Below are 23,123 nucleotides of genomic sequence, written 5' to 3' on the forward strand. Positions count from 1 at the left end.
ACCGTGCCGGGCGTTGGTCGCCACCTCACTGGCGACCAACACCCCACCGACACGGCCGGCGTCCTGCTGTTGCCCCGAGAGGGCAGTGGCCCGAAGGAGGGCGGACCCGCGTCTCATTCCGTGACCGGCAGGGGAGGTACAGTCCGGTCGCGGACGGGAGTGCTGCGGGAACCACCTGGACCTTGCGCCGGCGACCCGTCCGTCGCCGACAACTGAACGTTGTCACGGCGCCCGGCGTACCGGGAATCCTCGGGTTCAAACATTTGCATTGCCTTTGAAGTAAGCAACGCTCAGTAAAACTTCCTTCACTTTCCGTGCAAATGTTGCCTGCCGCAACAACTAACCAGTTGTCAAGACTCACTGCTGGAGTTGGGTGAGCGCGGCGAGCACCCGCCGATGGTTGTCCGGGGCGTCGTCGATCCGGAGCTTCTGGAAGATGCTCCGCATGTGGCTCTCGACGGTCCGCTCGGCGAGCACCAGGTGCGCGGCGATCGCGCTGTTCGAGCGACCCTCCGCCACCAGCGCCAGCACTTCGCGTTCACGCGCGGACAGCGCGGCCAGCGGATTCCCCGGGCGCGCCGGTGTGACCAGCGCGGCGACGATCGCCGGATCGAGCGCGGACCCGCCGTCCACGACCCGGCGCATCGCGTCGAGGAAGTCACCGACGCGCAGCACGCGATCCTTGAGCAGGTACCCGAACCCGCCGGTGCCGACCAGTCCGACCACGTGCCGGGTTTCGATGTGCTGCGACAGCATCAGAATCGGACGGTCCGGCCGCTCCGCGCGCAGTGTCACGGCCGCCCGCGCGCCGTCGTCCGTCATCGTCGGCGGCATCCGGACGTCGATGATCGTCAGGTCGGGATCCACCGCGCGGACGACGTCGACGAGCGCCTCGGCGGACTCCGCCGTACCGGCGACGACGTGACCGTTCTCGGTCAGGAGCCGGCTCAGACCCTCGCGGAACAAGGCGGAATCCTCGCCGATCACGATGCGCACGGGATCTCCACGGTGATCGAGGTGCCGGCCCCGGGCGGGCTGTCGACGGTGAACTCCCCACCCACGGACGCGACCCGGTCCCGCAATGACGTCAACCCGAACCCCTCCTTGGCGCCACCCACGCCGTCGTCGCGCACCACGGCACGCAGGACCTGGTCCGTCAGACCGACCGAGATCGAGATCCGGGTTGCCCGCGCGTGCTTGAGCGCGTTCGCGATCGCCTCGCCGACCGTGAAGTAGACGGTCGTCGCGGCACTCTCACCGATCTCGAGCTCGGGTACGACGAGATCGACCGGCAGCGTACTGTCCGCGACCAGATGCCGCAGCGCGACCGCGAGTCCGTCGTCGAGGCGACTCGGCCGCACCCCGTGCGCGATCCGGCGAAGCTCCGCGACCGTGTGCTCGAGCGTCTCCACCACCTCGTCCAGCTCCCGGTACGCCGGTACGCCGGGCGACAACTGGTACTGCACCGACCGCAGCCGCATCCCGATCACGATCAGCCGCTGCTGCGCGCCGTCGTGAAGATCCCGCTCCAGGCGTTGCCGCTCCGCGTTCACCTCGTCCATCAACCGGGCCCGGCTCGTGCGCACCTCGGCCAGCGCCTCCCGCAGTTCCAGCCGCAGGCGGCTGACCTCGATCGGCAGCCGGGCCTCGACGACCGCCTCACGCGCGCGCCGGACCCGGCGCGCCGACGTGGTGCCGAGGACCAACGCGCCGACCACGGAGTCGCCGGATTGCAGGGCAATCGCCCCGGTGGGTACGTCGAGTTCCGCTCCGGGGCGTCGGAGCAGCACGTGGAGGCCGGGATCGTCGAGCGCGGTGCGTAGTACTGCCTCGATCTGTTCGGGCTCGGCCTCGCCGTCGCGTACCCGTCGTACGAAGGTGCGGATCCGGGTCAGCGCGACCGTCCGGTCCGGGTCGACCAAGCGGCCGATCGCCCGGTGGATCCAGTGGTAGAGCGGGAGCAGGACGAGAGCAGTGACGAACGCGGCAGTCGTGACGCCGACGCGGTCGGGGAAGTAGCCGCCGACCACCAGGACCACCGCTGCGAACACGCCCGCCGAGAGCAGGGAGGTCACGACCCAGCTGACGGTCGCACCGAGGAGGCGGTCGATGTCGAACAGGTCGTGACGCAGGATCGCCACGGTGATCGCGCCGGGGACGAGGAACAACATGGCGACCAGGAACCAGGTGTAGGCCAGGGTCCCCGGTACGCCGAGCGCGGTCGCCAGCCAGCTCGCGGCGAGCAGGATCGGCACCGCGACGGCCGCGGCCATCAGCCAACGCAGCCGTTGCCGGGTGAGCTCATCGCCGCGCCGGTAGCGCACGACCAGGCTGGACGCGGCCGCGAGCAAGGTTGCGAGGAGCGCGCCGAAGGCGACGACGATCAGCAGTACGCGCGGTGCCGTAGGACTCGTCCGCGCGGCGCCCTCCCGGACGACGACGAAGGTCACGAGAGTCGCCGAAACCGGCATCGCCACCAAGACCCACCGCCAGAGCCGGCCGGGCAGCAACCCGTCCGGGAAGAGCAGGACCAGCGTGACGAAGCCGAGGAAGATCCACGGCCAGGTGCCGTCCGCGATCGCGTCCAGGGCGGACGCCGCCGGCCACGGTCGAGGGGTTCGTGCCGTCGCGCCCCAGTCCTCCACGACGAACACCAGTGTGGGCATCGTGGCGGTCAGCGCGAGCGCCGGTCCGATCGGACTCAAAGGAACTCGAACGACGACCAGCCAGCTGAGCAGGAAGGCCGGCAACAGAAGGGCGGTGGTGACAGGCCAGTCCGCCGGGCCCCCGATCGACGACGGTCCGTAGGCGAGCACCGCCCGTACGGCGGCGGCCGCGACGAAGAGGACCGTCGCGGCGACGACCAGACGCCAAGGCCGGAGCACAACCACATGATGACCTCGGGCGGCCGTTCGCGCACCCGTGCCAGCACTTAGTGGCCTGCGCGGACCGTGATCCGGCGACAGCACCGATGCGGCGCAGCGCCCGCCGACGCGATCGTGGAGGAGTCGTTTACTCGAGGAGGGGACTTCCCGTGATTGCCATCGCCACCGTTCTGTTCGCGTTTCCGCTCGGCTTCTTCCTGCGGAACCGGCTGACTGCGTACGTCGCGTACATCGCGATCTTCGGCTACTGCTTCACGTTCCAGTTGGTGTACCTGATGCGCAGCTGGGTCGGCGACCACTCGCAGGCGTTCCCGGCGGACCCGAACGCCTGGCCGTTCGGGTACCTCGTCGTCACCGGCGGCATCTACGTCATCGGCAACCTGCTCGTCGCCCTCGGGCATCGTGTCGGCAACAAGCGCCGGAACCGGGCCGTCGATCTCGACCCGGTCAAGTGACCGGTCGCCTGGCGCTCCGGGAGGGAGGAGCGTCAGGCGAGTTCGAGCTCCGTGGCCGGGCGGGCGGGGACGTCGCCGTACGTCGTGGTGCGCTGGCGGGCCGGGCGGCCGGCGGCGGTTGCCATTGCGGTGAGTTCGGCAATCGACTTGCGGCTGCCGTGCTTGGACCCGGCCATCCGGCTGATGGTCTCCTCCATCAGCGTGCCGCCGATGTCGTTGACGCCGCCGTTCAGGACCGCGACGCAGCCGTCGACGCCGAGCTTCACCCACGAGCACTGGATGTTGTCGATCCGGCCGTGCAGCATGATCCGCGCCATCGCGTGCACCGCGCGGTTCTCGTCGTACGTCGGGCCGGGCCGCGCCACGCCGGCCAGGTAGATCGGCGAGTTCTGGTGGATGAACGGCAGCAGGACGAACTCGGTGAAGCCGCCGGTCTCGTCCTGGACGGCGGCGATCGTGCGCAGGTGCTGGACCCAGTGGTGCGGCGCGTCGACGTGGCCGTACATCATCGTCGAGCTGGACGGCAGGCCGACCTTGTGCGCGGTGCTGATCACCTCGATCCAGCTTGCCGTCGGCAACTTTCCCTTGGTGAGGATCCAGCGGACGTCGTCGTCGAGGATCTCGGCCGCGGTGCCGGGGATGCTGTCCAGCCCGGCCTCCTTCACCGAGATCAGGAACTCCTCGATGGACAGGCCGGTCCGCACCGAGCCGTTCACGATCTCCATCGGCGAGTAGGCGTGGACGTGCATGTCCGGCACCCGGTCCTTCACCGCGCGGACCAGATCGGCGTACGCCGTACCCGGCAGGTCCGGGTGGATACCGCCCTGCATGCAGACCTCGGTCGCGCCGATCACCCAGGCTTCCTCGGCACGCTGGCCGACCTCGTCCATCGACAGGGAGTAGGCGTCGGCGTCGGTGCGGCGCTGCGCGAACGCGCAGAACCGGCAGCCGGTGTAGCAGACGTTGGTGAAGTTGATGTTCCGGTTCACCACGTAGGTCACGTCGTCGCCGACCGTTGCCTTCCGCAAGTCGTCGGCGATCCGCGCGAGCTGATCCAGCGCCGGCCCGGTCACAGTCATCAACGTCAACGCCTGCGCATCCGACAACCCCGCCGGGTCACGCTCGGCAGCGGCCAAGGCCGCCTTCACATCGGCATCGATCCGCTCAGGTGCGGTGGAGCCAGGCACCTCGCCGATGCCTGGCGTGGTTGCCGGCGCTTCGGTGGCGCGGCGTTCGGCGACCTGTTCGCGGAGGACGTCCCAGTCGCCGTAGGCGGCGTCGAAGTCGGAGCGGGTCTCGGTGCGCCGGCCCTCGGTGTCGATCGCGGTGTGCAGGTCGGTGCGGCCGACGCTGTCCCACCCGCCGTCGGGCTCCTGCCACGGGAGGCCGGCCGGCTTCGCGTCTTCGTTCGCCAGACCGGTGGCCGGGTCGACGAGTGCCTCGACGTGCGAGATCAGCCGAGGATCGAGCCAGGGCTCCCGCAGATACTCCGGATGCGCGGTGAGCCGCTCGCGCAGCGCGAATCCGGCATCGGCGGTCACCTTGGCGAGGTCGTCGATCTGCGGCCACGGCCGCTCCGGGTTCACGTGGTCCGGCGTCAGCGGCGACACCCCGCCGAAGTCGTCGACACCCGCGTCCAGCAGCGCCCGGCACTCGGCCAGATCGACCAGGTTCGGCGGCGCCTGGACACGAACCCGCGGCCCGAGCACGATCCGCGTCGCGGCGATCGCGGCCAGCCACTCGTCCAGCGGTACGTCGGCGTCGTTGCGCATCGCGGTGTCCGGCTTCACCCGGAAACCCTGGATGATCACTTCCTGGATGCCGTTGTACTGCCGGGCGATTTTCCGCAGCGCGAAGATCGAGTCGGCACGTTCCGTCAACGTTTCCCCGATGCCGATCAGCAGCCCGGTCGTGAACGGCACGTTCGAGCGCCCGGCGTCCTCAAGCACCCGGAGCCGGACCGCCGGGTCCTTGTCCGGTGACCCGAAGTGCGGCTGGCCCTTTTCCTCGAACAGCCGCCGCGACGTGGTCTCCAGCATCATCCCCATGCTCGGCGCGACCGGCTTCAGCCGCTGCAGGTCCTGCCACGACATCACGCCCGGGTTCAGGTGCGGCAGCAGGCCGGTCTCCTCGAGCACCCGGATCGCCATCGCCCGGACGTAGTCGAGCGTGCTGTCGTACCCGGCCTCGTCGAGCCACGTCCGCGCCGCGTCCCACCGCTCTTCCGGGGCGTCGCCGAGCGTGAACAGCGCTTCCTTGCAGCCCAGTGCGGCACCCTGCCGCGCGATTTCCAGCACCTCGTCCGGAGACAGGTACGGCGCGTGCACCCGGCCGGGCGTGGTCGCGAACGTGCAGTAGTGACAGCGGTCCCGGCACAGCCGCGTCAGCGGAATGAAGACCTTCTTCGAGAACGTGATGATGCCGGGCCGGCCGGCGTCGGCCAGGCCCTGGTCGCGGACCCGGGCCGCGGTCGCCATCAGCGCGGTCAGTGCGTCACCGCTCGCGCCGAGCAGCACCTCCACCTCCGCCGGGTCGAGGGTCTTGCCGTCGTCCGCGCGCTTCAGCGCGCGCCGCATCGCTGTCGTCAGTTCTGAGGGGGCCACGAGATCCGAGCCTAAGTCGCGGAAAACGCTGGATCCCGCGATTCCGGAGAGCAAAATCAATCCGTACGAACGTCCTGATAGTTTGCTGTTCGTGCAGGTCAGGCGGGGTGTCGACGGGCGCCGGGTGCGCGGTGAGCAGCGCCGCGGCGAGCTGCTCGCGGCGACGCTGACCGTGATCGAACGCGACGGAGTCGCAGGTGTCAGCCATCGCGCGGTGGCCGCCGTGGCGGACGTGTCGATTGCGTCGATCACCTATCACTTTCCGACACTGGACGACCTGCTGGTCGCCGCGCTGCAGTCGGCCGCCGAGGACCTCGCCGCCGAGCTGCACGGCCGCGGGAGCGAGCTGGGCGCGCGGCCGGCCGACGAGCTGGCCAGGCTGATCGAGCACAGCGTCGTACGGCGCCGTGGGCGGACTCTGGCGCTGTACGAGCTGTACCTGTTCGCGGCCCGGCGGCCGGATCTGCGGGAGACGGCCGGGGCGTGGTTGGAGCCGCTGACGGAAATCGCCCGCGCCTTCACGGCGGATCCGCAGAGGGCGAGACTCCTGGTGGCCGCGCTCGACGGTCTGCTGATGCAGGCCCTGATCGGTGCCCGCGACCTGGACCAGGCGGACGTCGCCGCGTTATTGGAGGTGCTGAGGTAGCCGGTGCCGAGTAGGGTCGCGAAGGAACTCGCCATCAGGGAGGTCCCTCGGTGTCAGAGCCACCAGTGCAGCCCTTGTTCGCGTCCGCGGTCCGCGCCGCCCGGAAACTGCAGGAACTCGGCGATCCGCTACCGGCCGACGCTGTCACCCAACTGTCCAAGCTGGAGAGCAGTTCGCTGAGTGTGGCGGACCGGCGCAGTCAGCTCGAAACCCTTCTCCGGCCGTTCGTCCTGGTGGACGTGTCGATCGACGAGCAGGGGATGGCCCTCTGCGCGCCGGGCGCCGCACCGCCGCGCCTGGTCCAGCACGGCTGGCGGAGTTTCCTTGTGCGGGTGGCGAATCCGCACCGGATCGAAGCCGAGCTGGCGACGTTCGACGGCGGCACGTACGGAATGATCGATCACCAGAGCCACTCGGCGCGGATCGCGCTGCACGACACGTTGACGGTCGTCCCGCGGATCAAGCACGCGTGGCTGGACACGAAGCTCGCCGCGCCCGGTGAACTGTCCGGCCTCGAGGTCGAGTACAAGGTCATCAGCCTCTACGCCCGCGACGACGGTGTTCGCTCGGGTGGAGTGATGCTGTTCGCTGCGGACGAGCACAATCACAGGAGTCTGAGCCGGTCCCCGCTGCGAATCGCCGGCCAGCGGACGGGCTTCGAATCCCGCGAATACGGCGCTTCGTTCGAGTTCGACTGCGCGCCGGCGCGAGAGATCCAGCTCGACATCCGCGAGCCCGACGGCCGCAGCTGTATGGCCGCGATCACCATCCAGGACGGGCAAGGTCGCTCGTACCCGTCGAAGGCGATGCGTCTGGCGCCGGACATGTTCTTCCATGAACACGTTTACCGGGCGACCGGCGAGGTGGTCCGGCTGCCCGAAGGCAAGTACCGGGTTTCCGCGATCCGCGGGCCCGAGTACCGGACGGTGGTGCTGGACACCGAGGTCGGCGCGGAAACTGACAGCATTCCGATCACACTCGACCGCTGGGTCGATCCGGCGAGCCGCGGGTACTACTCCGGCGACCCGCACATCCATGCCGGCGGATGCTCGCACTACAACGTCCCGAGCGAAGGCGTCACACCCGAGACGATGATCCGGCATGTCCGCGGCGAAGGACTGTGGCTCGGCAGCGTGCTCACCTGGGCGCCGTGCTACTACCACCAGAAACAGTTCTTCAGCGGTGAGTCGATCAGCCCGGCGGCCGACCTCGAGTACCCGGAGATGCAAGCCGCACAAGGCATGACGTGGACACCCAGGCCGACGGACCGCGACGGCGAGAGCGCCCTGCGGTACGACGTCGAGGTATCAGGCTTTCCGTCCAGCCATTCCGGTCACGTGATCCTGCTCGGGCTGTCCGACCAGGACTACCCGGGGACGTCGCTGATCGAGGACTGGCCGTCGTGGAACCTGCCCGTCATGCGCTGGGGCAAGGCGCAGAACGCCCTGGTCGGGTACGCGCACTGCGGGCTCGGTCTGGCGGTCGGCACCGAAGAGCTGCCCAACTACGTCGTGCCGTCGTTCCAGAGCATCGGCTCGAACGAGATCGTCGTCGACGTACCGCTCGGGGCCGCCGACTTCCAGTGCGGCGCCGAGTTCGCGCCCGCGTCCGAGCTGAACATCTGGTACCACCTGCTCAGCGTCGGCTATCGCACGCTGATGCTCGGCGAGACCGACTATCCGTGCATCTACGACGAGGGCCCCGGAGTCGGCCGCACGTATGTGCGACTGACCGATCCGCCGTCAGGGCCGCAGGCGATCGAGGCCTGGATCGCCGGGCTCCGCGAGAAAGCGTCGTACTTCGGTGACGGCCGCAGTCACGTCTTCGACCTGGCGGTCGACGGTGACGTCGGTCGCGAGCATCAGCTGGACGCGCCCGGGCAGGTGCGGGTCAGCGCGACGGTGGCCGCCTGGCTGCCCGAGCAGCCGCCACCACCGCCGGCGGGGCGTCCGGCGTACAGCGCGCCGGTCGGCTGGCACCTCGAGCGCGCCCGGATCGGTACGTCGCGCTCGGTCGTCGTCGAGTTGGTGGTGAACGGCTTCGCAGTGGCCTCCCAGGAAGTGGTTGCCGACGGCATCGAGCAGGAAATCGCCTTCGACGTGACGGTGGAACGCTCGTCCTGGCTGGCGTTGCGGATCCTGCGTAGCGTGCACACCCAACCGATCTTCCTCGAGGTCGGCGGCCGGCCCGTCCGGGCGTCACGCCGCAGTGCGCAGTGGCTGCACGACTGCGTCGACCAGCTGTGGAAAGCGAAGTCCGGGTTCATCCGCGAGAGCGAGCGGGACGCGGCGCGGCAGGCGTACGACGAGGCGCAGGCCGTCTACCTCTCGCGGCTCGAGGAATGCGAGGTCGACTGATGACTCACCACGCACCTGCAATCGGGTGTTGCGGGCCGGTGGAGACCAACGCGCCGATCGCGGTCACGATCAATCCGGAGGCGCGGGTGAACGTTGCCCGCAGCGGTGCGCCCATCGGCACCTTGACGCCGGGTGAGTGGCACCCGATCGCCGTGACGGTCGTCAACGACGGCTTCGTCACCGGGCCGTTGGTCGTCGAGTCCGAACCGGTCAGCGGGCTCCAGTTGGAGGTGCCGGCACACGAGCTGACCGGGGAGCATCGACAAGAAACCGTGTTCCGGGTTCGGCTCGACGCGCCGACCGTGGTCGACGTGACACTGACCTTCCGGGCTCTCGGCGCGCTCGGCGGCCTGGCCAACCACAGCACGGTCGATCTGCTGCTGTCGGCCAGGTAGCGCCCGAGCTACCCGGGGTCGGGTGCTGGAGCCCGGGCGCGGCGGCGTCCGGGCCGGTTGGCTGGGTGCATGCTGAGGTTGTCTGTCGGGGCATTGCGGACCAGGTGGCAGCTGTTCGCCGGTGCGGTGGTCGCCGTCGCGCTCGGGGTCGGCTTGGTGCTGTCCGGGCTGCAGATGCTGGCTGCGACGGATCGGCCGGTGCTGCCCGCGGGGTTGTCGGCGTTCGAGCGGGCAAAGGTCCGCGAAGGCTACGTCGGTGCCGCAACGCTGCTCGGAATGTCGGTGATGCTGGCCGTTTTCCTGAGCGTGTTCATCGTGAGCACGACGTTCGGATTCATGACCGTGCAACGGCGGCGCGAGTTCGGGCTGTTGCGGCTGGTCGGGGCGCAGCGCGGATACCTGTGCTTCATGGTCGTGACCGAGGCCGGCCTGCTCGGGGCCGTCGGCAGCGTGGCCGGGGTGCCGGTGGGTGTGCTGGCGACCTGGGCGCAGTCGTGGTTGCTCGTCCGGCTGGGGATGTTGCCGGAGTGGTTCGAGGCGCCCTGGGATCAGGGCGCGATGTGGGCGGCGATGATCGTGGGCGTCGGCACCGCGCTGGCCGGCGTGCTCGCCGCGGCCTGGCGGGCGTCGCGGGTCAACGCGCTCGAGGCGATCGTCGAGGGACAGGCCGCGCGGCGGGTGATGACGGCATGGCGGTGGTTCTGGGGGCTGTCGGCCGCGTCCGGCACGGTGCTGCTGGTGATCGCGGCGCAGGCGGCGCGGGATCTCGTGGCCGGGCTGATGATCGGGCTGGTGGTGATGATCAGCGGGGCCGTGGCGCTGAGCCAGCTGAGCCCGGTCGTGGTCCCACTGGTCGGCCGGCTGCCCGCGATGGTTGTCCGAGGCAACGTGATCGCCGACCTCGCGCGGGCCGGCGTGCTGCACGCCGTACGGCGGAGCGCGGCGACCGCGGCGCCGCTGATCGTGCTCGTCGGACTGGTCGTCGGGCTGTGGGGCACATTCGGGTCGCTGGCGAAGGCAGTCGGGGTCGAGCAGCAGCGGTTGATCACGGCCGATGTCGTCACGGATCACGCGGTGCCGCCGGGACCGGGGATCGCGGCCGCCTCGGTGCAGACCGCCGTACCGATCGCCGTCACACGTTTTCGGAAAACGGTGTACTCCGAGGCGATCGGGATCGACCCGGTGGCGTACCAGCGCACGCACGAACTGCGGCCGCAGAAGGGATCGCTGGACCGGCTGACCGGCCGGACGATCGCGATCGGGCCCGGAATGGCGGCCGAGGGCTACAAGCTGGGATCGACCCTCAAGGTTGCGCTGGGCAACAGAACGGTCGCGGTGAAGGTCGTCGCGATCATGCCCGAGACGCTCGACGTGAGCGAGAACTTCTTCATCCCGCGGGGTCTGCTGCCGGCCGGCGGCCGGACCGAGACCCTGGTGAAGCTCGCACCTGGCGCCACGATGGACGGCCAGACCGTCGAGCAATGGGCGCAGGCGCGGGGTGAGGCGCAGCAGCGGAGTAACTCCGGGCTGTTCGCCGCGCTCATGGGGCTGGCGGGGATCTTCACCGCGGTCGCGGTCGTCAACGCCGTGGTGATGTCGACGGCGGACCGGCGGCAGGAGTTCAGGTTGTCGCGGCTGGCCGGGCTGACACGAGGGCAGGTCGTGACGGTGGCCCTGGTGGAGTCGGTGACAGTCGTGGTGGTCGGCGTACTGCTTGGGTCATTGGTCGCCGCGGCGGCGCTCGCGGGGATCGCCGCAGGGCCTTACGGCCTGGCAGCGTTGGCGATTCCGTGGCGGTTGCTCGGCCTGATCTTCGTGTCGGCGTTGGCCGTTGTCGGGATCGCGGCAGCGCTCACTGCCTATTGCGCGACGTCTCGCCGGCTCGGCACATACTGAGCACGACGACATGGTGGAACGGACGGATCAGGTTGTAGTAGAACCGCCCCGCGGGTCGCAGGAACTGCACCAGGGTGACGACCTTGAACGTGGCCGGCCGCTCGTTGTCGGTGATGAACGCGAGGTACCCGATCAGGTGGTTGTCGGTGACCTTCAGCAGCAGGTAGTGGTCTTCCTCGCCGCGCACGACGGTGAAGAACGCGTCCTTCTCGCCCGGCGTGAAACTCACAGTCTCGGGCCGCAGCCGCCGCGTGTCCGGGATCCCCGTCGTCTCGAGGCGAAGCACGGCGGCGACGGCCATCCGGACGGCGAACAACCCCTTGATCCACAACGGGCTGTGCCCCAACGAGCCGGCGATGAACTCCCGCAGCGTGACGTCGCCGTGCGCCGTCTTCACGTCGATCTCGTCCACGACCGGCACCAGGTCGTCGAGTTCGTGCAGGGTGGTCGGCATGAGCACTCCTCTAGTCGATGAGGCGGAGGACCAGGTCGTAGATCTCCCGCAGGTCCTGCTTCCCGATCGGCGGCACCACCTGCTCGGCGCCGATCAGAATCAGGTACAGCAGCTGCGCGAACCGGTCCGGGTCGACGTCCATGCCCAGCCCCCGGCACAACTTCTCCAGGTACGCCGTCCGCGCCTTGTCCACCCGCTCTTGTGCAGCCCGAACCTCAGGATCCTGCAGTGCCCATGCCCGGACGGCGATCTCGAGCGCAGCACTGTCCGGATCAGCCAGCACCAGCCGCAGCAGATGCCGAAGCTTCTCTCCGTCATCACGATCGCCTTCGACGGTGTCGATCAGCCGGGTCGTGTACTGCGCCTCGAAGTGCTCCAGCAACGCCGCCTTGTATCCGGAAGCGCCTTTGAAGTGGTGGTAGTACGACCCCTTCGTCACCCCCAGCGCACTGGTCAGCCGCTCGATGGTCACCGCCGGCGCCCCTTCACCAGCCAGCAACTCGAGCCCGGCATCCAACCACTCGGTGCGACTCAACACTGGAAAACCATACCATACCGTTTGGTATGTTCGCGCGGCGCTTGGCCGGCCACGCGGGGTGTGCAAGGTCGACAGGTAGTGCACCGGTGAGACGCTGTACGCGCGGGCAGGTGCACGCTCAGGTGCACTACCCGAGGACCCGATACCTCCTGTCGACTTGCACACGACGGCATCACCTGCGGCACCGACCATCCGCGTTCAACATGACGACCCCGCCGGAAGAAGGCTCCGGCGGGGTCGGGTTGAAGGGTCAGGCGTCGGCGGCGGTGAGGGCTTCGGCTTCCGACTCCGAGTGGGTCGTGGGGACGCGGAGGTGGGAGAGGGGCTTCCAGCCGGTCGCGAGGACGGCGACGGCGAGCAGAACGGCGACGGCGCCGACGTAGAACGGGAGCTGGATGTTGAACTCCTCGCCGAGCTTGCCGGCCAGCCAAGGAGCGACCGCGCCGCCGGAGAAGCGGACGAAGGAGTACGCCGCGGATGCCGTACCGCGCTCGACCGGGGCGGCGGCCATCACGGCCTCGGTGATCAGCGTGTTGTTGATGCCCAGGAACAGGCCCGCCACGATGACGCCGGCCGCGAGCACCGGCTTGTGGTGCGCGTACACGCCCATCACCGCGAGATCGGCGCCGAACAGCAGCAGCACGGTCATCGCCACCGGAAGGGTGCCGAACCGGCGCTGCAGCCGCGGCGCGACGAACACCGACGTGAACGCCAGGCAGATACCCCAGCCGAAGAAGATCAGCCCGATCTCCCGTGCCGACATCGCCAGCGGGAACGGGGTGAAGGCGAGCAGCGTGAAGAACCCGAAGTTGTACAGCAGTGCGGTGACCGCGACAGTTGCCAGCGACCGGTGCCGCAGTGCCTTCAACGGCTCGACGACCGACGTACGCCGTGCCTCCGGCGGCGATGCGGGCAGCAGGAACGCGGTCGCGGCGAGCGCGATCGTCATCAGGACCGCGACGCCGAAGAACGGGCCGCGCCAGGAGATCGTGCCCAGTTCGCCGCCGACCAGCGGTCCGGCCGCGATGCCCACGCCGAGCGCGGCTTCGTAGAGGATGATCGCCTCGGCGACCGATCCGGCGGCGGAGTTCACGATCGTGGCGAGCGCGGTCGCGATGAACAGCGCGTTGCCCAGTCCCCAGCCGGCCCGGAACGCGACGATCGCGCCGATGCTGTTGGACAGCCCGGCCAGTGCGCTGAAGACGACGATGATCGCCAGACCGATGAGCAAGGTGCGCTTGGCGCCGATCCGGCTGGAGACCGCGCCGGTGATCAGCATCGCGACACCGATGACCGCCATGTAGCTGGTGAACAGCAGCGAGACCTGGGACGGGCTCGCGTGCAGCTGTTCGGCGATCGGCTTGAGGATCGGATCCACCAGGCCGATGCCCATGAACGCGATCACGCAGGCGAACGCGACCGCCCAGACGGACTTGGGCTGCTTCAGGAACGACGACGTGCTCACCGGGGCGTGGCCTCCGAAGGTTCGAGGGTGAGGAGCTTGTGGACGATGGCGACGGCGGCCTCCAGGATGGTGAGGTCGTCGGCGGGGAGCTGGCGCAGGCGTGCGGCCAGCGCGGCCCCGGCCTGCCGCCGCGCACTGCGCAGCTCGGCGAGGCCGGCGTCGGTGAGGCTGATCAGGCTGGCGCGCGAGTCGGACGGGTCCTGGGCGCGCCGCACCCACCCCTGGTCCTCGAGCCGCTGCACCAGGTTGGACATGGTCGGCTGCGAACACCGGTCGGCCTTGGCCAGCTCACTGATCCGCGCCTGCCCGAGCTCGTCCAGCCGCCCGAGCACCCGCATCGCGGCGTGCGGCAGCGTGTTCACGTTCCGGGTGGCGAGCCGCGACAGCCGCGTCGTCGCCACCACCATGTCTTCGCCGAGGCCGGTCAGATCTCGTGTTGTCACACCCGCAAATATACATAGCAATGCTATGCATCTCCACGGAAGTGAACGAGATCACGCCGCGCCGGTTGTCGAGATTCGCCAGATCCGAGCTGTCGGCCGCCCTGCCGCCGCTCAGGTGAAGACGTTGACGGCTCGGGCCACCACGAGGCCCACGACGGCCAGCGCGATCATCGACTGCAGGCCCATGGCCAGCTTGGCCCACAGCGCGAGCGGCATCACGTCGGTGGGGCTGAAGGCGATGGAGGTGGTCAGCGACAGGTAGAGGTAGTCGCCGAAGCCCGGGCGCCAGTTCGGCCGGGCGAGCTCCGGGCTGACCTGCTGCGTGAAGGCGAGGTCGAGGTACCGCGGTATCCGATGGGCGCGGTTGGCGGCGCCGCCGGAGTCGAGTTCCCAGTACAGCAGCGCGAACGAGAGCAGGTTCGACAACCACACGACGGCACCGGCGGCGAGCAGCTTGGTCGGTGAGTTGGTCATCGACCCGCCATGGATGAGCGCTGCGATCAGCCGTACGGTCGCCACCAGCGCGTCCAGCACGAGCAGCGTCACGACCGTGATCGACGCTCCACGCAAGAACGCCGACCGTTTGTCGATCCGCCCCGGATCCCGCACGATCAGGACCGTCACCAGCAGGACCTCGACCACCGGCAGCACCCACGCCGGCAGCAGCCGTAGGTCCCTGGGCCGAACCAACGTCAACAACATCGCCAGCACCACGGCAGCCACACTCGGCCACCGCGGCTCCCCCCGAACAGGTCCCGAATCCCCACCCCCAAGACCACCCACCCCCACCACGGTACGCCCGCGGCCGGCGCGCGACGTCCTGTCACTCCGGCATCCGGGGAGCGGCGCCTTCACCAACCGGTCCGGCCAGATTGAATTACAGTGACCGCGTGCCGTACGACGAATTCCTCGAGCGCTACAAGGCGGCGCAGCGCGGCTGGCGGCTCGGTGCTGTCGACGCAGCTGAAGCGCTCACGGCGCTGCGTGGCGTCGTACCGGAGATCGAGGACGCACGGCTGCGGCAGACCGCGGAGTTCCTGATCGAGCGGTGGGCGGCGCAGTTGTCGCCCGACGCCCGGGAGCGGATGGAGCGTGCCCAACGGATCGCCGCCGAAGCGGAGCTGGACGCGGGCGACGCGCGCGAGCGGGTGGCCCGGCTCGAGCAGGGGATCCGTGGCATCACGGCCGTCTCGCGCGAGACGGCCGACGAGTTCGAGCAGCACGCCCTCCTCGCGTTGAACGAGCCGTTGGCCCAGCTCGCGAACAGCTGGCGAGCGGACGTCGGCGACTGAGGATGCCACTGCGACAACCCGCCACGTTCGACGAGTTCATGCGGCTGCAGCACGTGGGCGCGGTGAATGTCAGCGGCGCCGACCACTCGAGCTGGAACGGGACGTGGGAGGTGCAGCCCTACAAGCTGACCGACGACGGCCTGCGGGTGCTCGGCTCGGCGGGCTGGGATCACGTCATCCGGTACGACGAGGAGCGGGTCCTGCGGCCGCTGCGGCAGATGTTCCTGCAGGCCGGGCAGTTGCAGGACGATGCGACGTTGTTGCGGTACCGGGAGGCGCTCGCCGTGGTGTACCACGAGAACCTGCACCTGCTCGCCGGACGCGGCACCGAGCACGCGGACGCGGAACAGGACTTCCGCATCGCGGCGGTGCGGGCGCTCGAGGAAGGCGTGACCGAGAGCTACGGCCACGAGACCCTGGACGACTACGTCGACGAGTTCCAGCTCGAGCTCGTGGCCCCGGGGATCAAGAACGTGGTCGCGTTCCCCGCCTACGAGCGGTTCACTCCCGCGGCCGAGACGCTGGCCTACGAACTCGGCGGGCTCGACAACGCCGATCGTCTCGAGATGCTGCGGAGGATGGCGATCGTCAACGCGACCGGCAAGTGGGCCGTCGCGACCGGCGTCATCGCCGACCGTTACGGCCTCGGCGACCCGCGCTTCGCCCAGGAGCGCGGGGTCGCCGAGCGCCGGATCACGAACGCGATGTGGCAGCACTTCGGCAAGCTCCCCGACCTGTCCGGCCTCGGGTCCCACCTGATCTTCAGCCGGTCCTGCGCGATCGGCCGGAAGGCGTTCGAGGAGGGCCGGGCCGTCGCCGGTCAGTACTTCGCCAGAAGAGTGTCGTTCGGCGGCGTTGCCTCACCCGGACGGGCGACGTCCGGCTGGGGCAGCTACTCGGCGCGCGGCGGCCCGCCGTACTCCGGCACTCGGCGGGCCGGGGGTCCCGAGCGCCGGCCTTGAACCATCTGAATCAGGGACCTGGGGACGGCCCTAGGGACACACCCTAGGGCGGGTGACGGCGCGATCGCGGACCGTGAAGAACACCAGTACCGACAACGGAAGTGGTGGTCCGAATGCCCGTTTCGAACGTGAGCGCCGTGACGATGCCCGACGGAGCGATCTACGGCTACATCTGCGGGGAGGGGTGCCTGTGGCGCTACCACGCCAACGGCACGGAGGACGGAGGCAAGGGCGTCCGGACGAAGCTCACCACCGACCATGCCACGCCGGACTCCTCTCGTCCGGTCCAGGTCGGGGTCAACCGCGCCGAGGGGATGGACCAGGTCCGGCACGTCTTCTACCGCCAGCCGCGGACCGACAACATCTGGTACGCCGAGGACGGTCATCCCGACGGGCTGGACGGCAAGCTCTCCGTCCGGCAGCTGACACTCGGCGAGAACCCGATCCAGGTACGGCGGACCTTCGGCCTGGTCGCGCTCGCCGACGGCCTGCTGCTCGTCGGCGCCGCACCGAACGAGCAGGCCGCGCTGCGGATCGTCGCCATCCCGTGGACCGCGCTCGCCCAGCAGACCTGGATGAAAGGCGTGCGGGTTTCCACCGTCCCGTTGCCGCTCTCGACGGACTCCGGCGCCGGGAGCCTCGACGAGGACGGCTGCGAGGTGTGCTGCGACGTGATCCTGCCGGCGGGTGACGGCGATCCCACCCTGGTGCTGATCGCCAAACGCAAGGATCGCGACACCTGGCGGCTGGGCTGCTGGCTGGCACCGATCGGCGACGCCCTGACGGTCGGCCCGCTGACCGAGCACCTGCAGCACTGGACCGGCAAAGAGATCAGCTTCCCCAAGATCCAGGTCCTGCCGGACAACACCGCGCTGGCCTACTACATCGACGAGCACGGCAAGGCGCAGTGGTACACGAACACCAACGCCGGGCTGCTCGGCTACACCGACCCCGACAACCCGGCCAACGACGTCGTACCGCAGTACTGGTTGCAGGGCTGGGATCTGGCCGACTCGCTGGCCGTCATCAACCAGCTGAGCAAGGGCAAGAACAAGCACATCCACTACGGCGGCAACGCCTCGCAGCTGGTGATCCGCTCGGAGCCCGTCGAGGAGTCGCCCGGCAAGCTCAACCCGGCCCGCACCGACGCCGCGATCCCGATGTACGCCGGCCTGCTCTTCTACAACTGGAACGGCCAGATCAACGAGATCTGGTCCACCCAGTTGTGGCGCAAGCTGACCCGCACGGCCCGCCCGGTGGTGCCGGGCAAGCAACTGCTGGTCGGCATCATCGAGGGCCCGCCACCGATCCCGAACGAGAACCTCAACATGAAGGACAAGTGGGACCCGCTGCGCTACTTCAACGGCCCTGGCTACTCCCAGTCCGTGTTCGCGGGTTCACGGACCGAGGAGGACGGGTTCGACATCAGCTGGTCGGTCGGCACCGTGGTGACCGGGTCGGTCAAGGGCACCCTCGGCTTCAACGCGTTCGCCCTCAGCGCCAAGGCCTGGGCGAAGGCCGAGTTCTCCCTGCAAGCCGCGTACAAGGGTGCCTACAGCCGCACCACCACCCAACAGTCCGTCGCGACCATCACGGCCGGCTCCGAGATCGAGGGCGACGGATCGGACAGCAACCTGTACGCCGTCCAGCCGGCGGGCGTGCTGGTCTTCCAGACCGCCGACTGGACCGCCTACCAGTACTCCTACCTGGACCACCAGGGCAACGTGGCGGACGGCTCGCTCACGAGCACCGAGATCGACCCGACCAACGTCTCGCTCGAAGCGGTGCCGTACCTGATGAACCCGTCGATCGACCCGGTCCCCGGCCGGCTGTCCAGCTACGTGCTGACCCAGGACGAGCACAAGGCGCTCGAACACGACTCCAAGATCGACCTCGGCGACGGTACCGGCTACCTGACCGGCGCCTGGGGTTACGACACCAAGACCGTTGCGACCTTCGCGACGACCGACACCCGCAGCATCAAGCACGGCTTCAAGGCCGGCCTGGACCTGCTGCTCAGCGCCGGGGCGGAGGCCGAGCTGTTCGGCAACAAGGCGGAGGCGTCGATCGGCGGCGGGCTCAAGACGGAGCTGGAGATGAGCTGGACCAGTAAGGACGCCAACGGCATCTCGGTCGGGAGCGAGGTCTGGCTGCGGGGCAACTCCGAGGCGCCCGGCGCGTTCACCAGCTACAGCTACCGCGTCTACCTGCTGAAGGAGAGCTCTCAATGGGCCTCCGACCTGCGCAGGGGACTCATCACCGAGGACTGGCCGGCCAACCACGACGAGCGGGTTCAGCAGCAACATCTGATGGAGATGATCGACGCGCGGTCCGAGCCGTGGAAGCTGTGCTACTCGGTCTCGGACGCCTCCTTCAACCCGGCTACTCCGACCACCGAACCGATCACGGTCCGTGATCACAGCTCCGTAACTTCTGGCTGATCGCGGGCGCCGTCGCGATGGCCGGTCCGGATAATCGCAGCAAGCGATTGACCCTCCGGTCCGGCCGTCGCGGCGATCGATCAAGGTCGCCCTCCTGGAGTCGAGGCGCCTATGAGTTCCGGTTCTGTTACGGAGCACGACTTCGTCGGACGGGCCACGGAACTCGCCAAGCTCGGAGAGCTGGCCGCCAAGGTGCGCGCGGGCCAGCACCAGACCGCCGTGCTGCGCGGAGCCGCGGGGATCGGCAAGTCGGGGCTGATCCGCCGCTTCGTCGCCACCCTGCCGGACTTCGCCGTCTTGGTCGCGACGGGCGACCCGGCCGAGCAGATGCTGCAGCTAGGGGTGGTCGACCAGTTGCTGACCCGGGTGCCCGCGGACCTCCGGCTCCGGACGCCGTCGCTGGGTGCCGGTCTTCCCCCGGAGGCCAACCCGGTCGCGGTCGGCAGCCAGTTCCTCGACCTGATCGGTGAGTTGCAGCAGCGATCACCGATCGCGCTGGTCGTCGACGACCTGCAGTGGTCCGACCGGGCCTCCCAGCAGACGTTGCGCTACCTGCTCCGCCGGATGTGGTCCGAACAACTCCTGGTGGTCCTCGCCGGGCGCTCCGCCGAGCCGGAGGTCGAGCAGTTGGTCCACGGGATCCCCACCGATCTACGGCTGGACCTGACCGGGCTGGAGCTGGTCGATGTCGCCGACCTGGCCCGAACGGTCTGCGGCACCCGGCTGCCGACCGGTGCCGCTCGGCGACTGCACTCCTACACCGGTGGCCACCCGCTGCTCCTGCACACACTGCTGACCGAGCTCTTCTCGCAACGCTTCACCACCTCCGACTGGTGGCTGGCCGTGCCGCCGTCGGTCAGCTCCGCAGTCCAGCGCGCGCTGGACAAGCTCCCCGAGGCGTCACGCTCGCTGCTCGAAGCACTCGCGGTCCTGGGCGGCCGTCCCGCTCTCGCCCAGGTCGCGGAAGTCGCCGGTCTCGATGCCGCGCCCGAGGCACTCGGCCCGGCGATCGAGGCCGGCCTGGCCACCTGGTACCCGGCAGAGCCTGCCTGCCCGGTCGCTATCAGCCACGACCTGCAACGCGAGACGATCTATGCCGCACTCGATCCGGTCCGCCGGTACCGGCTGCACCAGCGCGCCGCGGCGACTGTGGACCACATGCTCGCCTGGCGGCACCGAGTCGCGGCGTTGAGCTCGCCTGACCCCGCACTGGCGGTTGAGCTCGAGCAGGCCGCCGGCCACGAAGCCGAGCAGGGCCATTACGGCACCTCGGCCACCCTGCTGAGCTGGGCAGCCGATGTGAGGCCTCACCGGCGGCAGCGTGAGCGGCTTTTCCTCACCTCGATGATCCACCTGATGTTCAGCGCGACCCGCGGCCGGGCCAGGAAGGACTACGAGCGGGCCGTTCGCTGCCCCGATTCCGCCCTGCGATCGCTGGCGCTGGGGCTGTGCGAGCTCTACCTGGTCGGTGAGCGCGGTCTGGCCGAGCAACACCTGACGGAGGCCTACGAAGTCGCCGGCAGCGCGGGGATGCCCTGCTGGATTCGTGGCTCGGCCGCTTCCGGTCTGGCCACCATCTGCGCCTGGCGTGGCGACCTCGACGAGTCGTTGCGCTATGCGGGCGTCACCCTCCAGGCGTGCGGCGTACCGTCTCCCCAGCGCGACTACATGCAGTGCCTGCTGGCGGTACTGCGCGTCCGGCGTGATGGGCTGGCCGCCGGGCTGGGCGAGCTCGCGTTCCTGTCCGGCCACGCCTCGGACGTCGCCAACCACGAGCTGGAGTCGCTGGCATGCCGCGGCGCGATCAGGGCCCAGCTGGGCTTGGCCGACGAGGCACGCGCGGACCTTGCCGAGGTGGTCAGGCGCCAGCTGACCGGCGTACCGATGCTGTCCGGGGTTCAGCCGCACTGCTACCTCGCCGCGGTGCAGTATCAGTGCGGCGACTGGGACGAGAGCGTGCAGACCATGCGGGGCGCCTCGCTGCTCGCCGATGACGACGGGCCGTTGATGAACGAGGTACTGCGCTACCTGGCGACTTCCCTGGTTCCCTCGGCCCGCGGCCACTGGCAGATCGCCGAAGATCTGGTACGCCGGGCCGCAACGGCCGCTCAGCGCATCGGCGGTCCACAAGACCTCCGGTACGCCGCGATCGCGGCCGGCCTGCTCTGCCAGGCGCGAGCCGACAACGACGGCATCCTGCGTGCCCTTGACTCGGTGCCCGGCCTGCGATCACCCGGCGACGGACTGCACGAGTGGTGGAGCTTGTGGTGGGGCCCGCTGCTGGTCGACGCCCTGCAGCACAGCGGGCAACTTGCCGAGGCAGCCCAGCAGTTGTCGAGTCTGCGGACCAGAGCTCGGGGGATGGACATCATGGGCAGCACGGTCGCCCGGCTGACCGCTCGCCAGTTGGAGGCCGAGGGCAAGGTTTTCGAGGCTGTCGAACGCACAGACGACTACCTGGCCTCCCTCGTCGAGGCACGCCCGCGACTGGCCGACGGCCGGCTCTTCCATACCCACGGCCTCCAGTTGCTCTCACTCGGAAAGACCACCTCTGCCACCCACTGGCTGACGGCGGCCGAGGCCTGCTTCACAGCGCTGGGCGCCTCGCCCTACCGTCTCCGGGCAGCGACCGAGCTTGCCGGGCTGACCGGTAGCGGCGCGACCGGACTGACCGAGCGGGAGCAGGAGGTCGTCGACCTGGTCAACCGGAGTCTCACCAACCGCGAGATCGCCGACCGGCTGCACGTGACGCCGAAGACGGTCGAGTACCACCTGCGCAACATCTTCGCCAAGCGCGGCGTCAGCTCCCGGCGGGATCTCCGCACACCTCGCTAGCCACTCGGGGGGATGTTCTGGTTCAGGTGGAACAGGTTCGTGGGGTCGTAGGTGTTCTTCACGGCGACGAGCCGGTCGTAGGTTGCCGTCGGGTAGGACGCCCGGACGATCTCCTCGTTCGTCTCGCCGGTGAAGTTCACGTACGACGCCGAGTCCGGGCCGAGCGCTGCCGCGGACGAGCGAGCCCACCGGACCGCCTCGTCGTACCCGTGCGCATCCGGCGTCCTGGCGACGACGTTGAGGATGTACTCGCGGTCCCGCGTGCCGAACGCGGTGGCGTCCGCCGGCACCCGGCCCATCGCGCCACCGAGATGGTGGATGTGGAGTTCGGAGACGCCGTTCGGCACCTGGGCGTGCGCCGTGACGAGCGCGTCGACAGTCGTCGGTCCGAGATCGTGGAAGAACGCCGAGCGGAAGTAGTTCCGCATGCCGCGCGGGAACAGCGGATCGAGCAGCGTCTGCATCGCGGTGTACGGCATCGGTCCGAACAGGTCGGCCACCACCGGCGCCAGCTCACGGAAGGGCCTGGTCGCCGCGTCCCCGTCCTCGGTCCGCCCCGAATACATGCCGAGTACGGCGACGATCGGCTTGCCGTGCACCTCCGCCGGCAGGAACGGCAGCGGTGGCGCGGTGGTCAGGTTGAGTGCCAGCGACAACTCGTCCGGTGCGGATCCCGCCGCCGCACCGAAGCCGCGCAGTACCTCAGCCACCTGGTCGCCCGGGTAGAAGACCAGTCCGGCGTGAACCGTCGGACCGACTTCGTGGGCCTTGAACTCGAACGATGTGACCACTCCGAAGTTGCCGCCGCCACCCCGCAACGCCCAGAGCAGTTCCGGATTCTCGTCCGTACTCGTGTGCAGGTATCGGCCGTCCGCCGTGACGACATCGGCCCCGACGAGGTTGTCGCACGCGAGTCCGGCGCGGCGGACCAGCCAGCCGATCCCACCGCCCAGCGTGAAGCCGGCGACCCCTGTCGTCGACACCAGACCGCCCGTGACCGCGAGCCCGAAGGCCTGCGCCTCCGCGTCGACGTCTCCCCACACGCACCCACCCTGCGCGACGATCCGGCGCCGGTCCGGGTCGATCCGTACGGCGTTCATCGGCGACAGGTCGATCACCAGTCCGCCGTCGGTCGTGGAGAAGCCGGGGATGCTGTGCCCGCCGCCCCGCACGGCCAGCGCCAACCCCTCGCTCCGCGCGAACTCCACGGCCCTGATGACGTCGGCCACGCCGTGGCAGCGCACGATCAGCGCGGGCTTCTTGTCATGCGCGGCGTTCCAGATCGACCGCGCCTCGTCGTACGACGGATCGGTCGGCCGGATCAGCTCGCCACGAAGTCCCTCGGCGAACTCACCGAGCGTGGCCTCCCCGAGTGCGTCCTGCCGCGCTTGCGTTGTGGTCATTTCCGCTCCTAGTTGTCCTGCCAGGCTCTCCTGGACGGGAACGACGCTAGGAA

Annotated in this window: 18 protein-coding genes; 9 read left to right on the plus strand and 9 right to left on the minus strand. The window is 69.3% G+C overall.

Annotation, left to right across the window (positions count from 1 at the left end; translation table 11 throughout):
• Positions 1 to 357: 357 nt before the first annotated feature.
• On the minus strand, positions 358 to 996 hold the full coding sequence (locus AB0I12_RS20385; RefSeq protein ID WP_359931795.1) for a response regulator transcription factor: 639 nt from the start codon (positions 994 to 996) through the stop codon (positions 358 to 360).
• On the minus strand, positions 984 to 2,885 hold the full coding sequence (locus AB0I12_RS20390) for a histidine kinase (RefSeq protein WP_359931798.1): 1,902 nt from the start codon (positions 2,883 to 2,885) through the stop codon (positions 984 to 986). The genes AB0I12_RS20385 and AB0I12_RS20390 overlap by 13 nt, the downstream gene beginning before the upstream one ends.
• Before the next feature lie 149 nt (positions 2,886 to 3,034).
• On the opposite strand from AB0I12_RS20390, the gene AB0I12_RS20395 reads away from it, so the two are divergent.
• Positions 3,035 to 3,340, plus strand: a complete 306-nt coding sequence (locus AB0I12_RS20395; RefSeq protein ID WP_359931801.1) for a hypothetical protein — start codon at positions 3,035 to 3,037, stop codon at positions 3,338 to 3,340.
• 32 nt (positions 3,341 to 3,372) lie between these two features.
• Here the strand turns inward: AB0I12_RS20395 and AB0I12_RS20400 are convergent, their stop codons facing one another.
• Positions 3,373 to 5,916, minus strand: a complete 2,544-nt coding sequence (locus AB0I12_RS20400) for a bifunctional FO biosynthesis protein CofGH (RefSeq protein ID WP_359932132.1) — start codon at positions 5,914 to 5,916, stop codon at positions 3,373 to 3,375.
• Between the two features lie 118 nt (positions 5,917 to 6,034).
• On the opposite strand from AB0I12_RS20400, the gene AB0I12_RS20405 reads away from it, so the two are divergent.
• From AB0I12_RS20405 to AB0I12_RS20420, 4 genes are all read left to right on the plus strand, one after another.
• Positions 6,035 to 6,589 (plus strand): TetR family transcriptional regulator, encoded by a 555-nt coding sequence (locus AB0I12_RS20405; RefSeq protein WP_359931804.1) that lies wholly within the window; start codon positions 6,035 to 6,037, stop codon positions 6,587 to 6,589.
• 50 nt (positions 6,590 to 6,639) lie between these two features.
• Positions 6,640 to 8,946, plus strand: a complete 2,307-nt coding sequence (locus tag AB0I12_RS20410) for a CehA/McbA family metallohydrolase (RefSeq protein ID WP_359931807.1) — start codon at positions 6,640 to 6,642, stop codon at positions 8,944 to 8,946.
• Between the two features lie 38 nt (positions 8,947 to 8,984).
• Positions 8,985 to 9,341, plus strand: a complete 357-nt coding sequence (locus tag AB0I12_RS20415) for a hypothetical protein (RefSeq protein ID WP_359931810.1) — start codon at positions 8,985 to 8,987, stop codon at positions 9,339 to 9,341.
• A gap of 69 nt (positions 9,342 to 9,410) precedes the next feature.
• The gene (locus AB0I12_RS20420; RefSeq protein WP_359931813.1) at positions 9,411 to 11,237 is read left to right on the plus strand and encodes an ABC transporter permease; all 1,827 of its coding nucleotides are present in this window, start codon (positions 9,411 to 9,413) and stop codon (positions 11,235 to 11,237) included.
• Here the strand turns inward: AB0I12_RS20420 and AB0I12_RS20425 are convergent.
• The 5 genes from AB0I12_RS20425 to AB0I12_RS20445 all read right to left on the minus strand — a co-directional run bounded on the left by AB0I12_RS20425 (position 11,194) and on the right by AB0I12_RS20445 (position 14,860).
• Complete coding sequence (locus tag AB0I12_RS20425; RefSeq protein ID WP_359931816.1) at positions 11,194 to 11,691, minus strand: DUF2867 domain-containing protein; 498 nt, start codon at positions 11,689 to 11,691, stop codon at positions 11,194 to 11,196. The genes AB0I12_RS20420 and AB0I12_RS20425 overlap by 44 nt on opposite strands.
• A gap of 10 nt (positions 11,692 to 11,701) precedes the next feature.
• Entirely contained in the window at positions 11,702 to 12,229 is a 528-nt protein-coding gene (locus AB0I12_RS20430; protein ID WP_359931819.1) for a TetR/AcrR family transcriptional regulator, read from the minus strand.
• A gap of 250 nt (positions 12,230 to 12,479) precedes the next feature.
• Positions 12,480 to 13,694, minus strand: coding sequence for an MFS transporter (locus AB0I12_RS20435; RefSeq protein ID WP_359931821.1), 1,215 nt, complete (start codon positions 13,692 to 13,694; stop codon positions 12,480 to 12,482).
• Positions 13,691 to 14,137 carry a MarR family transcriptional regulator gene (locus tag AB0I12_RS20440; protein ID WP_359931824.1) on the minus strand — a complete coding sequence of 149 codons (447 nt, stop codon included), beginning with the start codon at positions 14,135 to 14,137 and terminating at the stop codon, positions 13,691 to 13,693. Before AB0I12_RS20440 ends, AB0I12_RS20435 begins: the two co-directional genes overlap by 4 nt.
• 111 nt (positions 14,138 to 14,248) lie before the next feature.
• Entirely contained in the window at positions 14,249 to 14,860 is a 612-nt protein-coding gene (locus AB0I12_RS20445) for a hypothetical protein (RefSeq protein WP_359931827.1), read from the minus strand.
• 167 nt (positions 14,861 to 15,027) lie between these two features.
• On the opposite strand from AB0I12_RS20445, the gene AB0I12_RS20450 reads away from it, so the two are divergent.
• From AB0I12_RS20450 to AB0I12_RS20465, 4 genes are all read left to right on the plus strand, one after another.
• Entirely contained in the window at positions 15,028 to 15,429 is a 402-nt protein-coding gene (locus AB0I12_RS20450) for a hypothetical protein (RefSeq protein WP_359931830.1), read from the plus strand.
• Positions 15,430 to 15,431: 2 nt separating this feature from the next.
• Positions 15,432 to 16,391: a hypothetical protein gene (locus AB0I12_RS20455; RefSeq protein WP_359931833.1), complete on the plus strand. Its 960-nt coding sequence runs from the start codon at positions 15,432 to 15,434 to the stop codon at positions 16,389 to 16,391.
• Positions 16,392 to 16,504: 113 nt separating this feature from the next.
• Positions 16,505 to 18,832: a hypothetical protein gene (locus AB0I12_RS20460; protein ID WP_359931836.1), complete on the plus strand. Its 2,328-nt coding sequence runs from the start codon at positions 16,505 to 16,507 to the stop codon at positions 18,830 to 18,832.
• A gap of 111 nt (positions 18,833 to 18,943) precedes the next feature.
• Positions 18,944 to 21,667, plus strand: coding sequence for an AAA family ATPase (locus tag AB0I12_RS20465; RefSeq protein ID WP_359931839.1), 2,724 nt, complete (start codon positions 18,944 to 18,946; stop codon positions 21,665 to 21,667).
• On the opposite strand, the gene AB0I12_RS20470 is transcribed toward AB0I12_RS20465, so the two are convergent.
• Positions 21,664 to 23,070 carry an FAD-binding oxidoreductase gene (locus AB0I12_RS20470; RefSeq protein ID WP_359931841.1) on the minus strand — a complete coding sequence of 469 codons (1,407 nt, stop codon included), beginning with the start codon at positions 23,068 to 23,070 and terminating at the stop codon, positions 21,664 to 21,666. The two genes, AB0I12_RS20465 and AB0I12_RS20470, sit on opposite strands and share 4 nt — an antisense overlap.
• Positions 23,071 to 23,123: the final 53 nt, after the last annotated feature.

The sequence above is a fragment of the Kribbella sp. NPDC050459 genome (assembly GCF_040655315.1).
In the GTDB taxonomy this organism is placed as follows: domain Bacteria; phylum Actinomycetota; class Actinomycetes; order Propionibacteriales; family Kribbellaceae; genus Kribbella.

Coding starts and splice junctions, on each gene's coding strand:
- AB0I12_RS20400 (WP_359932132.1), bottom strand. CDS start 5,916: ATGCGGCGCGCGCTGAAGCGCGCGGACGACGGCAAGACCCTCGACCCG.
- AB0I12_RS20420 (WP_359931813.1), top strand. CDS start 9,411: ATGCTGAGGTTGTCTGTCGGGGCATTGCGGACCAGGTGGCAGCTGTTC.
- AB0I12_RS20425 (WP_359931816.1), bottom strand. CDS start 11,691: ATGCCGACCACCCTGCACGAACTCGACGACCTGGTGCCGGTCGTGGAC.
- AB0I12_RS20455 (WP_359931833.1), top strand. CDS start 15,432: ATGCCACTGCGACAACCCGCCACGTTCGACGAGTTCATGCGGCTGCAG.
- AB0I12_RS20460 (WP_359931836.1), top strand. CDS start 16,505: ATGCCCGTTTCGAACGTGAGCGCCGTGACGATGCCCGACGGAGCGATC.
- AB0I12_RS20465 (WP_359931839.1), top strand. CDS start 18,944: ATGAGTTCCGGTTCTGTTACGGAGCACGACTTCGTCGGACGGGCCACG.
- AB0I12_RS20470 (WP_359931841.1), bottom strand. CDS start 23,070: ATGACCACAACGCAAGCGCGGCAGGACGCACTCGGGGAGGCCACGCTC.